The 18985-nt window shown below is 41.9% G+C and carries 18 protein-coding genes and 2 tRNA genes; 5 read left to right on the forward strand and 15 right to left on the reverse strand.

Features of this window, described 5'->3' with window-relative positions:
• Positions 1–10: 10 nt before the first annotated feature.
• The 5 genes from ACO06Y_RS08990 to ACO06Y_RS09010 all read right to left on the reverse strand — a co-directional run bounded on the left by ACO06Y_RS08990 (position 11) and on the right by ACO06Y_RS09010 (position 5403).
• Positions 11–1729: a purine-cytosine permease family protein gene (locus ACO06Y_RS08990; protein ID WP_422083507.1), complete on the reverse strand. Its 1719-nt coding sequence runs from the start codon at positions 1727–1729 to the stop codon at positions 11–13.
• A gap of 255 nt (positions 1730–1984) precedes the next feature.
• Complete coding sequence (locus ACO06Y_RS08995) at positions 1985–2890, reverse strand: helix-turn-helix domain-containing protein (RefSeq protein WP_422083508.1); 906 nt, start codon at positions 2888–2890, stop codon at positions 1985–1987.
• Positions 2891–2899: 9 nt separating this feature from the next.
• Positions 2900–3802 (reverse strand): NmrA family NAD(P)-binding protein, encoded by a 903-nt coding sequence (locus ACO06Y_RS09000; RefSeq protein WP_422083509.1) that lies wholly within the window; start codon positions 3800–3802, stop codon positions 2900–2902.
• Between the two features lie 166 nt (positions 3803–3968).
• Entirely contained in the window at positions 3969–4844 is an 876-nt protein-coding gene (locus ACO06Y_RS09005; protein WP_422083510.1) for an NAD(P)H-binding protein, read from the reverse strand.
• Between the two features lie 4 nt (positions 4845–4848).
• On the reverse strand, positions 4849–5403 hold the full coding sequence (locus ACO06Y_RS09010) for a nuclear transport factor 2 family protein (RefSeq protein ID WP_422083511.1): 555 nt from the start codon (positions 5401–5403) through the stop codon (positions 4849–4851).
• Between the two features lie 121 nt (positions 5404–5524).
• Here ACO06Y_RS09010 and ACO06Y_RS09015 point away from each other — a divergent pair, with 121 nt between their 5' ends.
• Complete coding sequence (locus tag ACO06Y_RS09015) at positions 5525–5929, forward strand: winged helix-turn-helix transcriptional regulator (protein WP_422083512.1); 405 nt, start codon at positions 5525–5527, stop codon at positions 5927–5929.
• A 117-nt stretch (positions 5930–6046) separates the two neighbouring features.
• On the opposite strand, the gene ACO06Y_RS09020 is transcribed toward ACO06Y_RS09015, so the two are convergent.
• From ACO06Y_RS09020 to ACO06Y_RS09060, 9 genes are all read right to left on the reverse strand, one after another.
• Positions 6047–6871, reverse strand: coding sequence for a helix-turn-helix domain-containing protein (locus tag ACO06Y_RS09020; protein ID WP_422083513.1), 825 nt, complete (start codon positions 6869–6871; stop codon positions 6047–6049).
• Positions 6872–7052: 181 nt separating this feature from the next.
• Complete coding sequence (locus ACO06Y_RS09025; protein ID WP_422083514.1) at positions 7053–7886, reverse strand: SDR family NAD(P)-dependent oxidoreductase; 834 nt, start codon at positions 7884–7886, stop codon at positions 7053–7055.
• A gap of 150 nt (positions 7887–8036) precedes the next feature.
• Complete coding sequence (locus ACO06Y_RS09030) at positions 8037–8789, reverse strand: SDR family oxidoreductase (RefSeq protein ID WP_422083515.1); 753 nt, start codon at positions 8787–8789, stop codon at positions 8037–8039.
• 10 nt (positions 8790–8799) lie between these two features.
• Positions 8800–9264: a DUF1097 domain-containing protein gene (locus ACO06Y_RS09035; protein ID WP_422083516.1), complete on the reverse strand. Its 465-nt coding sequence runs from the start codon at positions 9262–9264 to the stop codon at positions 8800–8802.
• Between the two features lie 29 nt (positions 9265–9293).
• Positions 9294–10034, reverse strand: coding sequence for an SDR family oxidoreductase (locus ACO06Y_RS09040; RefSeq protein WP_422083517.1), 741 nt, complete (start codon positions 10032–10034; stop codon positions 9294–9296).
• Between the two features lie 119 nt (positions 10035–10153).
• Positions 10154–11077 carry a helix-turn-helix domain-containing protein gene (locus ACO06Y_RS09045; protein ID WP_422083518.1) on the reverse strand — a complete coding sequence of 308 codons (924 nt, stop codon included), beginning with the start codon at positions 11075–11077 and terminating at the stop codon, positions 10154–10156.
• A 336-nt stretch (positions 11078–11413) separates the two neighbouring features.
• A complete protein-coding gene (locus tag ACO06Y_RS09050) occupies positions 11414–11977 on the reverse strand; it encodes a BfmA/BtgA family mobilization protein (RefSeq protein ID WP_422083519.1) in 564 nt (187 codons plus the stop codon).
• A gap of 493 nt (positions 11978–12470) precedes the next feature.
• A tRNA-Arg gene (locus tag ACO06Y_RS09055) sits at positions 12471–12547 on the reverse strand.
• A 165-nt stretch (positions 12548–12712) separates the two neighbouring features.
• A tRNA-Met gene (locus tag ACO06Y_RS09060) sits at positions 12713–12785 on the reverse strand.
• Positions 12786–13032: 247 nt separating this feature from the next.
• Between ACO06Y_RS09060 and ACO06Y_RS09065 the strand changes: the two genes are divergently transcribed.
• From ACO06Y_RS09065 to ACO06Y_RS09075, 3 genes are all read left to right on the forward strand, one after another.
• Entirely contained in the window at positions 13033–14400 is a 1368-nt protein-coding gene (locus ACO06Y_RS09065) for an alanine/glycine:cation symporter family protein (RefSeq protein ID WP_422083520.1), read from the forward strand.
• Positions 14387–15271, forward strand: coding sequence for a GTPase Era (gene era, locus ACO06Y_RS09070; protein WP_422083521.1), 885 nt, complete (start codon positions 14387–14389; stop codon positions 15269–15271). Before ACO06Y_RS09065 ends, era begins: the two co-directional genes overlap by 14 nt.
• Before the next feature lie 128 nt (positions 15272–15399).
• Entirely contained in the window at positions 15400–16935 is a 1536-nt protein-coding gene (locus ACO06Y_RS09075) for a choice-of-anchor I family protein (RefSeq protein ID WP_422083522.1), read from the forward strand.
• 44 nt (positions 16936–16979) lie between these two features.
• Here ACO06Y_RS09075 and ACO06Y_RS09080 read toward each other — a convergent pair whose 3' ends face one another.
• Positions 16980–17471, reverse strand: a complete 492-nt coding sequence (locus tag ACO06Y_RS09080) for a GTP-binding protein (protein ID WP_422083523.1) — start codon at positions 17469–17471, stop codon at positions 16980–16982.
• A gap of 78 nt (positions 17472–17549) precedes the next feature.
• Between ACO06Y_RS09080 and der the strand changes: the two genes are divergently transcribed.
• Positions 17550–18854, forward strand: coding sequence for a ribosome biogenesis GTPase Der (gene der, locus ACO06Y_RS09085; protein ID WP_422083524.1), 1305 nt, complete (start codon positions 17550–17552; stop codon positions 18852–18854).
• The last annotated feature ends 131 nt before the right edge of the window (positions 18855–18985 follow it).

Genomic DNA, 18985 nt, shown 5'->3' on the forward strand with positions numbered 1-18985 from the left:
TTGTTACGAGTTAAGATTCTATTTTCATCTTGTTTCTTTTCATGGCCCAATATGCTGTGATGAAATAGGCAATCGTACAAATGAATCCATAGAAATAAAAGGCTTCTCGATTGGCGAAATAGTCATTTTCCGTATCGCTGCCAAACAATACAATGATCGCCAATACCAAGGTAATTCCCAAAGCCACAATAGCAACAACTTTCAATACCTTTGAAAAAAATGAAGTGTCTTTCTTTTGTATGGACTTTTCAGCAGCCAATTTTTCGTGATAGTCATCAACTAAATCATTGAACTCTTTTTCCTTGGCTTCTGCTTCTGGATACGTTTTTTTGGCACCATAGCGACCTGCTAAAAAAGTATACACCATTATGGTGAATAACCAAGTGGGTATAAACAAATAATAAAACGACATTACATCGAGATAATTTAGGCCAAAACCAAATATCAGCCCTATAATCCAAGAGGCAACAGCAGGTAAACTATGGGTGAAATCCTGAAATTTAGACCAATACCTCGTAAAGCCAATTCTTGGAAAGATTTGATGCTCTGCAAATACTATGGCGCCAACAGGGACAACCAATAGGCCCGCATAGGTGAGCAATGGTAAAATCTGTGAGAACACAAAAGGAAAACAGGCAATGACTACCATGGCCAGTCCTACGAGTAAAGTGGTCCTCTTTCTTGAATGATTGTAGAAAATGGCTTGTGCAGCCAATCCAGCGCGATATAAATTGGTAATAGCAGTGGTCCATCCTGCCACAATAACAATTATGAATCCTGACCAACCCAGTGCATAGTAGGCCACATCCCCTGGGTCTAGCTCGACAATGGTTTTGCCCAAAATTACAGCTGCCCCTGCCCCCATGATACCAGCAGCGATCCAAGCAATATAATGTCCGAACATCATACCAGAGCTGGTGGCCAGACCATAGATTTTCTTTTTGGCAAATCGCAATAAAGCCATATCGATCAATCCAAAATGGGTAATGGTATTGGCCGCCCATGCAAAGCCAATGACTTCCAACAAACCGATGCCCGGTTCGCCACGACTATTTAAACCGGTCCATATGGATTGATCTCCGATGCTGATGAGGTCCGACCAATTTTCAGGAATGGTTTTGCCAATTACCGATAAAGACAAAGCAGGCAGTAATACCATAGCTCCACTTGCAAACATTACAAATAACCAAGGGGCACATATACCGGAAAATTCAGTAACTGCATTAAAACCGTACATGGCAACAAAAACGGCAAAAAGGCCAACCAAAACAACAATTAGTATAAACCAGACATTTGTGGGATACCAATTCAACTGGGCTGGAATATCGAACGCAAATCGAACTGCGGTGGCCGAAACGGTGACCATGGCACCTGATATGACAGTAAAAATCAGCACATTGGCCCAATCATATAAATAGGACATTTTCTTGCCTGCAATCTTTTTTAGATAAGTATACAGGCTAAGACGGGTATCAACGGCAATGGGCGAGGTTATCAATGTCCAACTTAACACGGCCAAAACATTACCTATAAGAAGCCCAATAATAATATCCATGGTCTTTACGCCCAGGGCCACAAATGTGGCTCCAATGACAAACTCGGTTGCCGCTACATGTTCGGCGGCATATAGTCCCGCGAAGTGGGTCCAGTCATGGAGTTTGTGTTTCGGAACGGGAAGTTGTTCTTCCTGCATTTGTTCCAACCTGGAATAGTCGCTGGTCCGTTTCATATCTTATTTGGTGGTTGTAAGAAGTATCTGGAAGATCAAGGCCATCCCCTTTACTGTCTATATGGTAAGATAGTCAAACTGCGAGACTTTGAAAAGTAAGTATAGTTATTGGATTACACTTCATCGTCAACCGCTGATGCTCCATTTGTTCAAAAGGTTCACAGAATTAATGGTGGTAGGTCTATAACAGTCCAAGTTTCATGTAAGGGCTGGTTAACAAGACAGATACAAACGAAAAGGAAGTAATATGAACTGTCAATTGAAAAATCTTCTAAACTCTGAGGGTGTAAGGCTCGTCTTTGATTTAAAGAATTTACTGAACGACTGCGGATATTCAAAACCCAACTGGAATGCAATTTCCCCAATCGAGGATTCGCTTATGGTCAATTTTTCTTTGGCCTTCTCAATGAGCTTATCGTGGATATGCTGTTGGGTACTCTTTCCTGTCAGTACTTTTAAGAGGCCGCTCAAATAGTTGGGCGAAAGGTTCAAAGAATCAGAGACATCCACAACCGAGGGCAGGCCATTGGCAATCAATTTTTCGCTCTTGAAACGATCCTTCAATATTTTTTCCAAACGGACCAGGATATCGTGGTTCTCCTTTTCCTGTGTTATGAATTGACGGTGGTAGAACCTATCGGCATAGTTCAATAAGGTCTCGAAACGTGAAATGATGACAGATTTGCTGAACTTATCGATGTTTGAACGGCATTCTTCCTCAATGCCCTGTAAAATACCTACGATGGTTTCCTCCTCCTTTTCGGTAAGATAGAGTGCCTCGTTCACCGAATACCCAAAATATTCATATTCCGTGATCTTCGTTGCAAGATGGGTATTCCAAAAAAGATCGGGATGTACGAGTAACAACCATCCCGAATGAGTCAGGTTCTTTGTTGCCCTAATGGAATATACTTGGTTGGGTGCTATAAAGTACATCTTACCGTGATCAAAACCATAAGTTTGCTGCCCATACTGCAAAGTACCGCCCACATTTTTTTTCAGCGCTATAGAATAAAAGTCCTGGATGATATGTTCAGGCTCATCATCCCTTAGCCTGGTAATCTCCTCGATACGGAAAACACTTATCAAAGGATTTGGAGGCCCGGGAAGCCCTCGGAAGCGATGATATTGAGCGATTGTTTTTAATCTATATGGCTTCATATGACCCTATTATTCCAGATTATAGACTGTTGCGAACTCATTGGCAAAATCCTTCATTTTGACATTGCCAAAGGTTTCGGGTTTGTGTAAGTTATAATTTTCGTACAATAATCCACTGTGGATGGCCTCATACATTTCCACCATTCCCTTGGCTATTGTAGGTTGCATTCCTGCACTTTCCAAACTTTGCAGCAATTGATCGTCGGTGATCATTACCCATTGCAGGTCCGGCTTCCCGATTGCAGAACCCAAGATACGGGCCACCTCTTTATAGGTCAGCTCTTCACTGGCTACGTACCTCACTTTCCTGCTGGATGATGGTAACGTGTCGATCTCATCAGCAATAGCGGCAGCTATATCCCGGGGTGACACCCATGCATTCCGGTCATCTTCCGCTAAGTTACTTCCTATTATCCCATGTTCCTTTATCATGTTGACGAACTGGAATAGGTTGTAATAGATCTCCGTGGGGCGTATGTGAGTGACTGAAACATCTTCCGGTAAATTGTTCAGGCTGTTCTCGACATGAAACGTACCCTCCAAAATCCCATTGCCCTTTTCCAAATGCGCACCGATGCTACTGAGATTGACAACACGTTTGACCCCACTCTTTAGAACGGCCTCCGCAAAACTATTTCCAAGCTCTTTGTAGTACCCAAGCAGGTCAAGGCCATGGTCGAAATAATCCGCTGGAGGCGTTAAGGTGTAAACAATGTCGGCACCTTTAAAACTTGAGGCCAAAAAGCCGGTGTCCTGTAATTTGCCGATGGCAGGAATGGCCCCTAAAGCCTTAATTTCATTTGTTCTTGCCGGATTGCTGCTGATTACCTTCACCGTATGTCCTTCTTTGATCAATATTTGGGCCAATGGTGTCCCTATTCGTCCCAATGAACCTGTAAGCGTAATTTTCATTTGATTAAGTTTTACTACTTACAAAGTTCGGTCTGGGAAATAAGTCTTATGTGTCGAAATATATTTTTGTTGTGTTCAAATGTAGTTTTACCCAATAAGGATAGTTTTAAACCATAATCAGTGTTCCCTAAAAGCACTTTATTTTCATGACAACTCCATGGATTGCTTATTTTGAAATAAACTTAGTCCGGATTACATCCGCTAGGGTAGTTGGAGTATTCGCTTCGAAGGTGCGAGGTGTCGCATAGGCACCGTTGGGATCTCCCAAAGCCGTATAGAGGTCGACCAATTCCTTTTGAACGGTAGTATTGGCACCAAACTGGGCGAATTGATTTTTTATATCGTCATAGCTCACTTGTTTATATACAATCTCCTGCCGTAACTCTGCCGAAAATATGACAGCGGCCTCCTCTAGGGTTATATTGCGCGGCCCCATAATATTTCTGGCCCATTGCCCCGCCCAATTCTTATCCATAAGATATTCCGCGGCTATATCCCCGATATCGTCCGCACTAATAAAAGGAATATCATGATCCGTGGCATACGGGAAGGAGAAATAACCATTTTCGAGGATATCGTTCTTTTGTATCAAGAAGTTTTCCATAAAATAGCCGGGTCTTAAGAAAACCACATTTGATGCTACTTCTTTGAAAGCTCTTTCCAAATTACCCACATAGGTTACCGTACCCAGGTTATCGGAAGCTCCAGCGCCCAGGGAAGAAAGAGCCACCACTCGGGGAATCTTGTTTTCTTTGATAGCAGCCACTCCGGCAGTGATGATATCATCATACCATTCTTTTAGGCTTGATACGCCAAGTGATGGTGGTACAAGCCAGAATAACGCATCCGCTCCCCTTGTGTGGGCAACCACCTGTTCTGTGTTACTCATGTCCACTTCGTATGAAGACGAATCCGGGATATTCAAGTTTTCCAAAGCGTCCAGCTTATTCCCTAATAATACAACAGAATGACCTGCTGCTGCTACTTTTTTTGCGATACGGCTGCCTACATTACCTGCGGCTGCCCCGATTACTATTTTCATGATCTTATTTTTTTGATTTGTCGTTGAACATTTTATTTACTTCTTTATGGTCTCCCATAGCAGATACTGCCATAGGGTTCCAGTACTCTTTGTAGTGGATTATCTCTCCATTTTTGAGTACTATTCGCGCCACATAGTCTTGTTGGTATAGTTGATGTGTAGATGGGATAACTACTTCTCCATGGAATTCCGCCCATATTACATGGTTTTGCATAGAATAACTTTTCACCTGCGAAAATGCTATATCGGGCATGTTCTCAAGTGCACCTTTTAAATAATTACCATATTGAGTTTTGGTTAATTTTGAAGGTGTACCCAGTGAATGGGCATACGGGTATTCAATAACGGCATCTTCATGAAAAAGCTCAAGGACATTTTCTGTGCCTAGGTTAAAGGCTTCCAAGAGATTCTGAACTATGCTTTCTTGATTGTGATTAGAGACTGTTTGGGTGTTTGGCGTTGTTTCGGTTTGCCCTTTTTGAGCCTGAACCGAGTACATATTTGTCAGAAATAAGGCAATCATCAGTACCGGTATTAGATTGAACTTTTTTGTTTTCATGGTATTATTTTTTTAATTTTCTATTTATTTCCACAAATTTATGCTCGAAACTTACATGGCGCAAGAGGGTACTAAATAGTGCATAGCTTACTTTTGGGTAGTAAATGAATAAACAATAGTAATGGAAGCCGAAAAAAAAATTAAAAAAATTTCATATCTGGAATCTTTGAGCGCTAGAAGCGTTTTTGATGAGAACTGTATCATACAAGTATCATTGGCCTTGATTGCCGATAAATGGACTTTATTGATCTTGACTACTTTGATGCAAGGAACAAAACGAAACAGTGATCTGCAGCGACAGGTCCTGGGCATTTCCCCTAAAATGCTGTCGCAGACGCTAAAAGCCTTGTTGAAATACGGAATGATTTCCCGAAAAGTGTATCCAGAGGTGCCTCCGAGAGTGGAGTATGCCTTAACGGATTTTGGGGCAAGCCTTGTGGAACCTTTGTCCAGTTTTTACGATTGGTCCGTGGATTGGGAGGATCAACTGAGGGCTATTTACAAAAAGACCAAAGGAAAAAAATGAGATGCTGTCCTTGCCATGACCTCAGCTCCTTGCTTAAACCCCGACCAACCCCATAAGCAATTAAATTTTGGTTACACTGAACCCTGATTTTTTGGCTTCAGTCTCCGTTTTAATTCTCTAGTTGAAGGATTGCCTGAAATCCAATGGCGTGAGCTTGGTTTTAGCCTTAAAAAACTTACTGAATGATTGCGGGTGCTCGAAACCAAGGGCATAGGCAATCTCACTCACCGATAGGCCAGTTGTGGACAATTTCAGCTTGGCTTTTTCCACTAACTTATGATGAATATGCTGCTGGGCATTTTGCCCGGTTAGTGTGCGCAGCATGTCACTTAAATAGCTTGGGGACACGTTGACCTGATCGGCTAAATATTGAACAGAGGGCAAGCCGTCATTCAATGGTTTTGAGTCATCAAAGTAATCTTCTAAAATATCTTCCACTTGCAACAATAAGCTGTTGTAAACGGCTTTGTGCGTAATCAACTGTCGGTTGTAAAATCGATTGCTGTAGTTCAGCAACAGTTCTATTTGGGAAATGACCACATCGTGGCTAAAGTCATCAATTCTACTTCCCAGCTCCTCATCAATGATTTTGAAAATAGCCAGTATTGTTGTTTTTTCTTCTGCGGAAAGATGGAGTGCCTCGTTGGTGGCATATGAAAAAAAACCGAACTGCTTTATCTTTTTTGCTAGGGGGTAGGTCAGCAAAAAATCGGGGTGGATAAAAAAGATATAGCCTGAAGCTGACCTTTTTGGACTCTCGAAAACCTGGTTTGGCGCCGTAAACACCAATCCACCCTCACCAAAATCATAATAATTTTGACCATACCTTGCCTGCCCACAGAGTGTGGTTTTATAGGCGATTTTATAAAAGTCCAACATAAAGAAATCAAACGTTTGTTCAGTTGGGATTGAGACTTCATCAATTTCTATAAAACTTATCAATGGATGGGATGGCTTTGGAAGCCCAAACGCACGATGAAAGTCCGATAAGGAATCAAATTTTCGAGGTATGTTTTCTTCTCTTCGCATTATTTATTGGCTGGAAAACGACAACCGATAAGATAGTGAATATCGGTCATCGCTAAAATTAAATGCTGTTGAATCTTGTTTAGTTACCTATTTTTTAACCCTGGGCGGCATTGGATACCTCTTTCCAAGCTTCCCATGTTGCCAATCGCTCATTGTAAGCCTTACGTACTGAAGGCAATGTTTGGTTGCCCAGGAAAAGTCGCAGAGGTGGCTGTTTCGCATCTACCACTTTGAAAATAGCCTCAGGGGTAGCGTTCGGGTTTCCTCTTTCCAAGTTTCGCAGACCTTGTACAAATTGCCCTTTAAAGTCCGAATAGATGTCAAGTCCATTGGCCATCTTCAATGATTCGGGAGTGCCGAATTCGGTCGCATAGGAACCAGGTTCAATAAGGGTTACTTTGATACCAAAGGCCTCTACCTCTGCAGCCAAGCTTTCATGAATGGCTTCAAATGCCCATTTTGTGGAACAATAGTACCCGATTACAGGCATTGACTCAAGGCCCAAACTACTTGATACACCCAATATGTGACCACCACCTTGCTTGCGCAATAATGGTAGCGCCGCCTGAATGACGGAGAGCGCTCCAAAAATGTTGGTCTCATAGAGTGCCCGGACGTCGTCCAAACCTGATTCCTCGATCGTACCAACAAGTGAATAACCGGCATTGTTCAGAATGACGTCCAATCTGCCAAAATGATTATACCCTTGCTCGAGTACAGCCTTTACCTGATCCGTCTTAGTCACATCGAGTGCTAAGGTGAGCACCTTTTCTCCGTACTTTTCCTGTAAATCGGATATGCTCTCCAATCTGCGGGCTGTTGCCACAACTTTATCTCCTCGCTCAAGTGCAGCTTCCGTCCAAATACGTCCAAATCCACGGGAAGAGCCCGTGATGAACCAAACTTTGTTTTCTTTTTGATATTCCATGATCTTACATTTTAATATTAGAACACTACAAAGGTCAGTCATCACTTTTGCATTCGTGTAGCCGAATTGGGGAGGGATGTAGTCAAAGTGAGGAAGTTGGATTTATCTAATCAATTGCCTCAGTGATTCATTTCAACTATCGATATACGTTCACTGCGTAGCACCACCATTGACCAATAGGTGTTGTCCATTTACGAAGGATGATAGATCACTTGCAAAAAATTCTGCAAGGTTTGCTACATCTTCAACTTCTGCCAACCTTCCCATGGGACAGCTTTCTATTAGCGATTTTCTTAATTCTGGATACGCATTGGGATCAACAAATATCCCGGAATGATCCACTGCAAATGGAATAATGGAGTTTACCGTAACACCCCGGTGCCCTATTTCCTTTGAAAGAACATCCACTAAATAACGGGGCGTAGTTTTGCTTCCTCCATATACGGCCATTCCTGGAACCGGAAAAGCCGTAGTGCTTGAAGCGATGTAAATGATGCGTCCGTTATCTTCGACGTTTTTAGCCGCTTGCTGCATTGTAAAATAAGCCCCTTTGGTATTGATATTGAATAAATGGTCAAATTGCTCTTCCGTGAATTGCGTTACCGGTGTTTCTACCATTTCTATACCGGCATTGGCAATGACAATATCTATTTTTCCAAAGGCTTTTTTTGTTTCACTAAACAATCTTTCAATGTCGGTTACTTTACTGACATCGGCTTGTATAGCTATGGCTTTGACCCCCATGGCTTCAACAGTTGATAGTGTCTCTTCTGCTGATACCTTGTCTCTAGAATAATTGACGATGATATTCGCGCCAAGGGCGGCATACCTTTCCGCTATTGCTTTTCCCAAACCTCTTGCGGAACCGGTAATCAAAGCTGTTTTATTTTGTAGTGTATTCATTGTTTATGTTTTAAAATTTTGTGTTTATGTATTTCAGTCCTATATCATTGATCAATGCGAAAATGACCCCTGTAACTATTGGGACAAGAAGACCCAATACTGGAATCACCTGTAGTTCCGGATGTACCCCAAAAAAGATGATCAATCCTAGAAACCAAGCAGGGATGTTATTCAGCCCATTGATTTTTGCTACATATGCCAGCGAACCGATAAGGATAAAAACGGTCAATGGAAATCCCATTGCTCCTATTGTAGGCACAAGAAGACTGGCCATAGATTGTATAAGTACTCCGAGTAGTATTCCCAATATGATCTGTAAGAAACTGGGAGTATATACTTTGATCGATTTTCCGAACAGATAATAACTTACCCAGGCAAGGAACATGACCCAGGTAGCCCATCCCATCGAAAATGAGATGAATACTGCCAATGCTCCGCATAGCCCCATAACGAGGGCTGTTAAAAATGTTTTCATAATATGTGCTATTTAAATGATTAGAGCTGTTAAGCCATTGCTCCGTTGGCACCTAAGTTCTGAGCGGAAATCCACTTGGCTTCATCGCTTGCCAAAAAGGTTACAATTTTTGCAATGTCCTCTGGCTCACCAATACGATTGAAAGCTGATAAAGAGGCCAATCTATTGATGACCGCTTCTGGTTTTCCCTTTGTGAAAAGTGCGGTATTTGTAGGTCCGGGGGAGATTGAATTTACATTGATACCCCTGCTTCCCACTTCTTTTGCAAATACACGGGTCAATTGTTCAACGGCTGCTTTGGTGGCTACATAAGGCCCATAGGTGGGCAACATGATTCTATTGACCGAAGTTGAAAAGTTGATGACACTTCCATTTTCTGCTAATTTTATGGCAGCTTCACGAAGCGTATTAAATACTCCTTTTACATTTACATCCATTTGTTTTGCAAAATCCTCGTCGGTGGTATCCTTGATCAGTGTATTGATCATTATACCTGCGTTATTGACCAACACATCAACTTTTCCGTAGTGGGCCATGGCAGTATCGAAAAGATTTTTTACATCTTGTGCGTTACTTACATCCGCTTGTATGGCGATGGCATCCCCACCATTTGTTTTGATTTGTTCGGCAACCTTCTGCGCATCAGATTTACTTCCGGAATAGTTAACTATAACTTTGGCGCCCGCTGCTGCCATTTGACTCGCTATCTCGGCACCAATTCCTCTTGATGCACCTGTTATAAGTGCAACCTTGTTGCTTAAATTTTTCATTTGTCTATTTTTTTAAAAATTAATAGAACAAAGGTATTTAGGTACCATCCCTTGTCTGTTGCAAGGAATACAGCATTTATTGTAAAAATTAAATAGCATGGAAATAGAGCGCCAACCCTTTAATCTGTATGCTCTTTTCGGTACTGGACAGGAGATGTTTTAGTGTGTTTTTTAAAAAAGTTGCTAAAATGAGCGGTTTCAGAGAATCCCAATCGATAGGTTATTTCCTTGATGGGCATGGATGAATTCCGCAAGAGCGATTTTGCTTCTGAAATCGTCTTATCGGCAATCCAGGTAGTAACCGTTTTTCCCGTTTTGGTTTTGATAATATTACTCAAGTAATTGGGATGTAGGTTTTGTGCTTCGGCATAATCCTGAACCTTAAAAAGGGTTTCCGTTTTTCCCGTAACTAAATCACGATAGTGTTTTTCAAGCAATCGCTTGAACGATTTGACGATTTGTGAACTTCTGTTTCCTTCATAAATCGGGTTGTAGTCCTTCCAAAAATAGGCTTTGATCTTATAGAGCATCACTGCCAACAAATGGCCAATAATTCTATATTTATCGGCGGAGTGATTGATGTACTCGTTATGAATATTTAGATAAACCGGCTCCACTTCGCTGTAAAATCCGTCATTTACAATTTTTGGGCTGATTGTTTCCGTCAAGAGAAATGGAAATTCAGAGAAGATGTCCTTATTGACATATTGCTTTAGAAAGGTTTCATCAAAAGTAATCAGATAAATTTCGTAGATTTTTTCCCAACTGAAAGTTCGATAATTGCTCGGATTGGTGAAATAGATGGAATGTGGTTCTACCAGAAAAGAGTGTTCATCTATAACATACTTTCCTTTGCCGTTTTTTACAAAAAGAAACGAAAAATAATCCGGACGAAATGATGGTGATTGGTAAGGAAGCGTAAAATTAATATCCTTCAAATCAAGAATGGCAAAGCCTTCAGAAGGTTGAATTAAATCCACAGGCAGTCCTAGATGAAGATATAATTCATAGAGCGACTTTGCTTCGGGACTTTCATTTTCCATTTCCCAGATTTTACCTTGGATGTTATACTACATAGGTATGGCTGTTACTTGCAAATTTAGAGAATCGTGGTCAACAAATAATATTGATGTAGAACAGAAACGGAGATAAAGAGTTTGATAAATTGGCCAATTTATAGGACAGCTTTTGGAATACGCAAAACTTTTTTAGAATGTCCCAAACCTGGTCTCTTTTAGTAGTTTCGTTAATAGACCTTTTACGGGGCAGTTTTTCTGATAACAAGCCTAAAGCATTAAGTAAAAGCGAGCGAAACGCAGTTTCGTGCTGCAAGTCCCAAATCCTTACCAAACTTCATCCTATCTTTTTTGCGAGGCAGATCAAAGTTCTTTCCTTAAATCTTGTTTCAAACTTTCCAGATCGCTTTCTCCGATTTCAATTTTGTAGTACGATTTTCCAAATCGGGGTTTTTCCAAGGTAATCCGGTCCAATACTTTCAAAACCCTTTTACGCTCATCTTTCCAATTCTCCTTTAGCATATAATTATCATACTGGGTCACTTTATCCCTTCTCAAGGAATGGTCGAACATTTTTTGTTGCAACTCCAGATCCTTTCGCCGACTCTTTTCCACTTTCTCCGCATAGTCGAAAATCTTTTTGAGCATCTCATGGATTTTTGGGATACTACTGTTCTTTTCCCAATTTCGAAGTAGTTCCTCTATGTAGTCGAACCTTTTGGTCATATAATGAACGTAACCCATATAGTCCATCAAGTATTTGTTCTTCGGGGAGATCTTTGCGCCCTCGAAGAAGTCCATCATTAGTTCCAAGGTCAGGGTATGTGACTTGGAGATCTTCTTTGAGAACTCCCGATATCTTCCGGCAACTATCCGATTGATGCTTATGGCCGAGAAATCGCTTTTTTTCTTCTTCTTCAACTCCATTTACAGTAATTTTTTTCAACGTTTATGGGGTCCCACAGGGTTTTTACTGCGTTTTTGATACAAAAAAATTTAGACCTTTGTTTTTAAGTTAATGAAAATCAGCGGTTTGCAGTTCGTAACATCGCTTTAGCGTGTTACCCTCTTGCTTTACAAACCTTATCCGCTTCGCCGCTAAAATTTGTAAACCTCTATGAGGTACTTTTCAATGAAAAAGTAGGTTGCGCCCTATCCGATTTTTTCCATACGCTTATCTTCCGAACGCTAAAAAAACCGAACAGGAACCATGCGCAAAAGTTACGGTAAGGATTTGGGACACAATATTTATTGAATTTATCCTAAGATAGGTGAATATTGACCATGAAAGAACATTCCATATAAAATGACTCCAATTGAATTAAAGAATGTTAAAATTTGAGAAATTTTTATGTGTTTGCAATTTGTTTGCAAATAAAAAAGTCTCAGAAGAATAATATCTCTGAGACCCTGTAAATACTGGTGATCGCGACAGGATTCGAACCTGTGACCGTCTGCTTAGAAGGCAGATGCTCTATCCAGCTGAGCTACGCGACCTTGCGTCGTGTTGCGAAGCTGCCCGTCCGCCCCAGCGGAGCGTTGGCGGAAGCTACGCGACCTTGCGTTTCGTTGCGAAACTGCCTGTCCGACCCCAGCGGAGTGATGGCGGAAGCTCGCGACCCTAGAAACAAAAAAGCTCCAAGTTTCCTTGGGGCTTCTTAGTAGCGGGGACTGGACTCGAACCAGCGACCTTCGGGTTATGAGCCCGACGAGCTACCTACTGCTCTACCCCGCGATGTATCTTAAAAGTGCTTTATGGGCACTTGGTTTATTATGTTTACTCAGTTCCGGTAGGTACCCTGTCCTGAGCCAAGTCGAAGGATACTGCTTTAATGTTGAGCCTGTCGAAACACTACCCCGCGATGTGGACGGCAAAGATACAACGGTTTTTTAGTATTATCAAATCCTACCAAAAAAGAATTATTTCTCGAACGGTCTCATGAAAATTAAGAAAATCCATACCTTCGAAACTTTAGGCACCTATGGAAGCAATTAACGAATTTTTGGCCATTCTTATCTCGTATACGGAATGGATCATGTTATTTTTGGTCATAGGGGGTGGCATTTTTTTGGCTTTCTATTCAAGATTTAAACCTTACCGTTATTTTAGGCATGCCATAGGCATTACTGCCGGTAAATACGATGACCCCAATGACCCAGGGGAAGTAAGTCATCTTCAAGCTTTATCTTCCGCCGTGGCCGCAACGGTGGGCCTGGGCAATATTTCCGGAGTGGCCATAGCCATTTATATGGGAGGGCCTGGAGTCGTTTTTTGGATATGGGTTACGGCCATAATCGGGATGTGTATCAAATTCTATTCCTGTAGTCTGGCCATTATGTTCCGGGATACGGATAGTGATGGAAAGTTGCAGGGAGGTCCCATGTATTATATTACCCAAGGTATGGGAAACAAGGCCAAACCCTTGGCCATCTTCTTCTGTATTGCTGGATTGGTCGGTTTTTTGGGGGTTTTTACTGTTAACCAATTTACCCAAACCTTTTGGAATGTGGTAGAGCCCAATGAATCCATATCCAATTTGGGGGAGTTTAATTGGAAGCTGATTATAGGGATTGTTCTTTCCATTATCACCTCCTTTGTGATTTTTGGGGGACTTCAAAAGATTGCAAAAGTTGCTACGGCCATTGTTCCCTTTATGGTATTGCTCTACTTTCTGGCCGTTCTCATCATTATGGTTATGAATCCCTCGGACATCCTACCGTCTTTTCAGTTGATATTCAGTGAAGCGTTTAATCTAAAAACAGCCATGGCCGGAGGTTTTTGGGGCTTGGTGATCTTGGGTGTACGGCGTGCCGTCTTTTCCAATGAGGCCGGTTTGGGAAGTGCTCCCATGTACCATGGCCAATCAAAGACCAATGAACCTATTCAGGAGGGATTGGTCTCCATGCTTGGGCCTTTTATAGATACCATTATTGTATGTACGTTGACCGCTATCGTCATCATCTTAAGTGGGGCTTATTTGGAAGCTGAGAACAATGGAATTCTAATGACCCTCATTGCCTTTGAGAAATCACTTTTTGGCTATGGTGATGTACTTTTGATGTTTATTGTTTCAGCCTTCGCCTTGTCCACCCTGTTTACCTATTCCTATTACGGGACAAAATGCCTATCGTTTTTGACCAATGCCAAGATCGGAAAGGTTTTTAATATCTATTATGTGGCTACTATTACCTTTGCGGCGGTAGCTTCGGTGGACTTGGTTATCAATTTAATCGATTTGGCCTATGCCTTAATGTGCATCCCCAATATGATTGCCGTACTTTACCTTGCACCAAAAGTGAACCAACAAATGAAAATCTATTTTGAAAAAAAGGAACATGGCAGGGCATAAATCGGGATTTGTCAATATCATAGGAAATCCTAACGTAGGAAAGTCTACCTTGATGAATGCCTTTGTGGGCGAAAAACTGTCCATAATCACCTCCAAGGCGCAGACCACCCGGCATCGTATTTTGGGGATTGTCAATGGAGATAATTTTCAGCTGGTCATTTCCGATACCCCGGGGATCATAAAACCCGCATACGAATTACAGTCCAATATGATGGATTTTGTAAAATCCGCCTTTGAGGACGCGGATGTTCTGTTGTATATGGTAGAAATTGGGGAAAAAGCATTAAAGGATGAACGATTCCTGGATAAAATCAAGAACAGTAAAATCCCGGTTCTTTTGCTGTTGAACAAAATTGATGCAGCCTCACAAGAGCTGCTGGAAGAGCAAGTGCAATATTGGCAACACCTATTGCCCAAGGTAGAGATACACGCTATTTCGGCACTCCAAAACTTTAACGTAAAGGAAGTTTTTGATCGGATAATCCAATTGTTGCCCGAAGCTCCGCCCTACTATCCCAAAGACCAATTGACGGACAAGCCGGAGCGCTTTTTTGTGAATGAGACCATTCGAGAAAAAATACTGACACATTATAAGAAGGAAATTCCGTATTCCGTGGAAATAGAGACCGAGGAATTTCTGGAAGACACGGACATCATCCGCATGCGTTCCGTAATTATGGTGGAGCGCGATTCCCAAAAAGGAATCATCATTGGCCATAAAGGCAGTGCCTTAAAGCGTGTAGGTGTAGAGGCCCGTAAGGATTTGGAAAAGTTCTTCGGTAAACAAGTCCATTTGGAATTGTACGTAAAAGTAAACAAGAATTGGCGTAACGATGCTGGACAACTTAGACGGTTTGGCTACAACAATTAGGTGATTAACATTTTCATTCCTATTCCCTAACCTTTTCCTATTCTTTAGCTAACGATAACTTAGGCTTTAGCTAACCTTTAATTGTATTGAAAGCTTCATCTTGTCATCAACTAAAAAACCGACTTAAGATGAAACTTTTTACTAGAATCCTATCCTTGGGATTACTTTTCTCTATTCTTTCCTGTGATAAATTGGATGATTTCCTTGGTGATCCGGATGGACATGACGATGATGATCCGATAATGGACATAAATTTTGTGTATAAGAACACCATTCAGGTTGGTGGTGAAGGAGCTGCGGAGATTTCGGCATATGACCCCATGACCAAGAAACTGTTTACGGTTAATGTGGAGACCAATGGAATATCGGTCTACGATATCTCAAATCTTGATGCACCCATGCAACTGACGTCCATTGAATTGGCCGGTTCCGGAGCCCCAAATAGTGTAGCGGTAAAGAATGGTATGTTGGCTGTGGCCGTGGAAGCCGAAGTAAAACAAGACCATGGAACAATTAAGCTCTTTGATACAGAAACCCAGGATTATCTAAACTCTTTCACCGTTGGTGCTTTACCGGATATGCTGACTTTCTCACCGGATGGAAAGTACATTGTTTCGGCCAATGAAGGAGAACCGAACGACGATTATACCAACGATCCATGTGGCTCGGTAAGTATTGTAAATGTCGCCGAAAGTACAGTAGAGACCATTGGTTTTGATAAATTCAATATGGATGTACACACGCTCGCTGAAGGTGGGTTCCGAGTGTTTGGTCCCAATGCAAGCCTTGCCATGGATGTAGAGCCGGAATATGTGGCTATTTCCGAAGATTCAAAAACAGCTTGGATTGCCCTTCAGGAAAATAACGGGGTAGCCAAGGTAAATTTGGAGAGCAAGTATGTGGAGGCTATTTATCCTTTAGGATTTAAGGATTACTCCATGCCCGGTAACGAAATAGATCCTAGCGACAGGGATGATAAAACAGAGCTGGCTAGTTATCCGGTATTCGGAATCTATCAGCCGGACGCAATTGCATATGCAAAAATCAATGGTACGGAATACATCATTACGGCCAATGAAGGGGATGCCAGGGAATATGAAGGCACTCCTGGATTCATTGAAGAAGAGCGTATTGGGGATATTATGCTGGATCCCACGGTTTTTCCGGATGCAGCAATGTTGCAGGATGAGGCCGTATTGGGGAGATTAAAAATCACTACTACCCTGGGCGATACTGATGGGGATGGTTATTTTGAGGAATTGTATAGCTATGGTGCACGATCGTTTACTATTTGGACAGGGAACGGTCAATTGGTATACGATAGTGGCAATGACATAGCTATGCAAACCTTAAGCCTCACCCCGGATGTATTTAACGGGGAAGACGGAAGAAGCGACGATAAAGGGGCAGAACCCGAGGCGGTGGAGGTCTTACAGATTGGTGAAAAGTTCATTCTGTTTGTTGGTTTGGAAAGAAATAATCAGGTAATGATTTACGATATCACCAATCCATACGCGCCTGTATTTATGGATATCCTATCCAATGCCGGAGATATTGGCCCAGAGGGAGTGTTGGCCATTCCTGCGGAGTATAGCCCTTCAGGAAAAGATGTATTGGTAGTTAGTAACGAGGTAAGCGGAACCGTTACTTTTTACGAAAATTAGTGTAATTAATTGATTGGGATGGATGATTTTTGACCGATTGTGAATCAATCGGTCAGGGTCTCCATCATAAATTGATACAGTTCCCGCATTTGGGGCTTGCCTTTGCGTTTCCCCATCCTTCCAAAGGCATACAGTACAAACCATAGGATTACCATAAAGATCATAACTCCCATTTGCAGTCCGTAAGGTCGGTCAAGTGATGCATAGGAATAAGCCCAAATCCCAAAAATGATGAAGAACGTTCCCACACCAAAATGAAGGAACATAAAAAATGTCCATAAGGTGGGGTTGGGCCCAAAAAGCCCATAGAGTTTACTGTTCTTTATATCAATTTCATTGATTTCCAAATGTAATTGAGGTGACCAAAAATGGATATGTTCCTTGTTGAACTTGATAAATACATGGTCATCTATCCTCTTCAACAAAAAGGGATTTTTTTTGGCCTGCTCAAAGGCCTCCAGCACTGTCTCCTTCCTATTTGGCAACTCTAACTGGAACCTTGGCCTGAGAACAATATCATTGGGTAGCGTTTTCAAAACAAACAACTTAAGCAACAAAAAGATAGTGCTTTTTCTTCAGATTTTAGTGGTATTTTTGCCGCAAACTTCTGAGGAATGAGTGCTATCGTAGCCATTGTGGGGCGGCCAAATGTTGGGAAATCTACTTTTTTTAACCGTCTCATACAGCGCCGTGAGGCCATAGTGGATGCCATTAGCGGAGTTACCCGTGACCGCCACTATGGAAAAAGCGATTGGAATGGAAAGGAATTCTCCCTAATAGATACTGGGGGTTATGTTGTTGGCAGTGATGATATTTTTGAAAAGGAAATTGATAAACAGGTGGAGCTGGCCATTGACGAGGCAGACGCCATTATTTTTATGGTGGACGTGGAATCCGGGGTGACGGGAATGGATGAGGAAGTGGCAAAATTACTTCGAAGAATGGACAAACCAGTTTTTTTAACGGTCAATAAGGTGGATAATGCCAAACGGGCAGCGGATGCCGTTGAATTCTATGCGCTGGGATTGGGTGAATACTATCCCCTTTCCAGTATCAACGGAAGTGGAACCGGGGAGCTATTGGACGATTTGGTCAAGGTGCTGCCCGAAAAGGAAATGGAAAAGGACAATTTGCCCAGATTCACGGTGGTAGGCAGGCCAAACGCGGGAAAATCATCCTTTATCAATGCACTGATCGGGGAGGAACGGTACATTGTAACCGATATTGCGGGAACCACCAGGGATAGCATAGACACCAAATACAATCGTTTTGGATTTGAGTTCAATTTGGTGGATACCGCAGGTATACGAAGGAAGGCCAAGGTAAAGGAGGATTTGGAGTTTTATTCCGTAATGCGTTCGGTAAGGGCTATCGAACATTGTGATGTCTGCCTCCTTTTGTTCGATGCCACCCGAGGATTCGATGGACAAGTGGAAAACATTTTTTGGCTGGCACAACGGAACAACAAGGGTATTGTGATTTTGGTCAATAAATGGGATTTAGTAGGGGATAAGGACACCCGTACCATGAAACAATATACCCAAAAGATCAAACAGGCAATGGAACCTTTTACGGATGTACCGGTACTCTTTATTTCCGTACTGACTAAGCAACGCATTTTCAAAGCTATAGAAACGGCGGTAGAGGTGTATAAGAATCGTTCCAAACGTATTCCCACTCGCAAGTTGAACGATGTAATGTTGCCCATTATCCAGAATACACCCCCGCCAGCGTACAAAGGGAAATACGTAAAGATAAAGTTCATTACACAGCTGCCGACCGCCTATCCCCAATTTGCTTTTTTCTGCAACCTGCCCCAGTATGTACGTGAGCCCTACAAGCGGTTTTTGGAAAACAAATTACGGGAACACTTTGACTTTACCGGAGTGCCTATTTCCATTTTTATGAGGAAGAAATAGGCTTTTTAGGTTTTGGTGGTACTAGGGGCAGATGCTACTTGTTTATGTACATTTTTTCCGTCGATAGCGTTAAATTTTAACCCAATCTTAATTTGGAAAATAACATTTATTTATCATTTTTTATCACCTTT

Source organism: Ulvibacterium sp., from assembly GCF_965228935.1.
Taxonomy (GTDB): domain Bacteria; phylum Bacteroidota; class Bacteroidia; order Flavobacteriales; family Flavobacteriaceae; genus Ulvibacterium.

Bases quoted from the DNA above. Each gene is read 5' to 3' on its own strand.
- ACO06Y_RS08990 (WP_422083507.1), bottom strand. From the start codon at position 1,729: ATGAAACGGACCAGCGACTATTCCAGGTTGGAACAAATGCAGGAAGAA.
- ACO06Y_RS08995 (WP_422083508.1), bottom strand. From the start codon at position 2,890: ATGAAGCCATATAGATTAAAAACAATCGCTCAATATCATCGCTTCCGA.
- ACO06Y_RS09000 (WP_422083509.1), bottom strand. From the start codon at position 3,802: ATGAAAATTACGCTTACAGGTTCATTGGGACGAATAGGGACACCATTG.
- ACO06Y_RS09005 (WP_422083510.1), bottom strand. From the start codon at position 4,844: ATGAAAATAGTAATCGGGGCAGCCGCAGGTAATGTAGGCAGCCGTATC.
- ACO06Y_RS09010 (WP_422083511.1), bottom strand. From the start codon at position 5,403: ATGAAAACAAAAAAGTTCAATCTAATACCGGTACTGATGATTGCCTTA.
- ACO06Y_RS09015 (WP_422083512.1), top strand. From the start codon at position 5,525: ATGGAAGCCGAAAAAAAAATTAAAAAAATTTCATATCTGGAATCTTTG.
- ACO06Y_RS09025 (WP_422083514.1), bottom strand. From the start codon at position 7,886: ATGGAATATCAAAAAGAAAACAAAGTTTGGTTCATCACGGGCTCTTCC.
- ACO06Y_RS09030 (WP_422083515.1), bottom strand. From the start codon at position 8,789: ATGAATACACTACAAAATAAAACAGCTTTGATTACCGGTTCCGCAAGA.
- ACO06Y_RS09035 (WP_422083516.1), bottom strand. From the start codon at position 9,264: ATGAAAACATTTTTAACAGCCCTCGTTATGGGGCTATGCGGAGCATTG.
- ACO06Y_RS09040 (WP_422083517.1), bottom strand. From the start codon at position 10,034: ATGAAAAATTTAAGCAACAAGGTTGCACTTATAACAGGTGCATCAAGA.
- ACO06Y_RS09045 (WP_422083518.1), bottom strand. From the start codon at position 11,077: ATGGAAAATGAAAGTCCCGAAGCAAAGTCGCTCTATGAATTATATCTT.
- ACO06Y_RS09050 (WP_422083519.1), bottom strand. From the start codon at position 11,977: ATGGAGTTGAAGAAGAAGAAAAAAAGCGATTTCTCGGCCATAAGCATC.
- ACO06Y_RS09065 (WP_422083520.1), top strand. From the start codon at position 13,033: ATGGAAGCAATTAACGAATTTTTGGCCATTCTTATCTCGTATACGGAA.
- era (WP_422083521.1), top strand. From the start codon at position 14,387: ATGGCAGGGCATAAATCGGGATTTGTCAATATCATAGGAAATCCTAAC.
- ACO06Y_RS09075 (WP_422083522.1), top strand. From the start codon at position 15,400: ATGAAACTTTTTACTAGAATCCTATCCTTGGGATTACTTTTCTCTATT.
- der (WP_422083524.1), top strand. From the start codon at position 17,550: ATGAGTGCTATCGTAGCCATTGTGGGGCGGCCAAATGTTGGGAAATCT.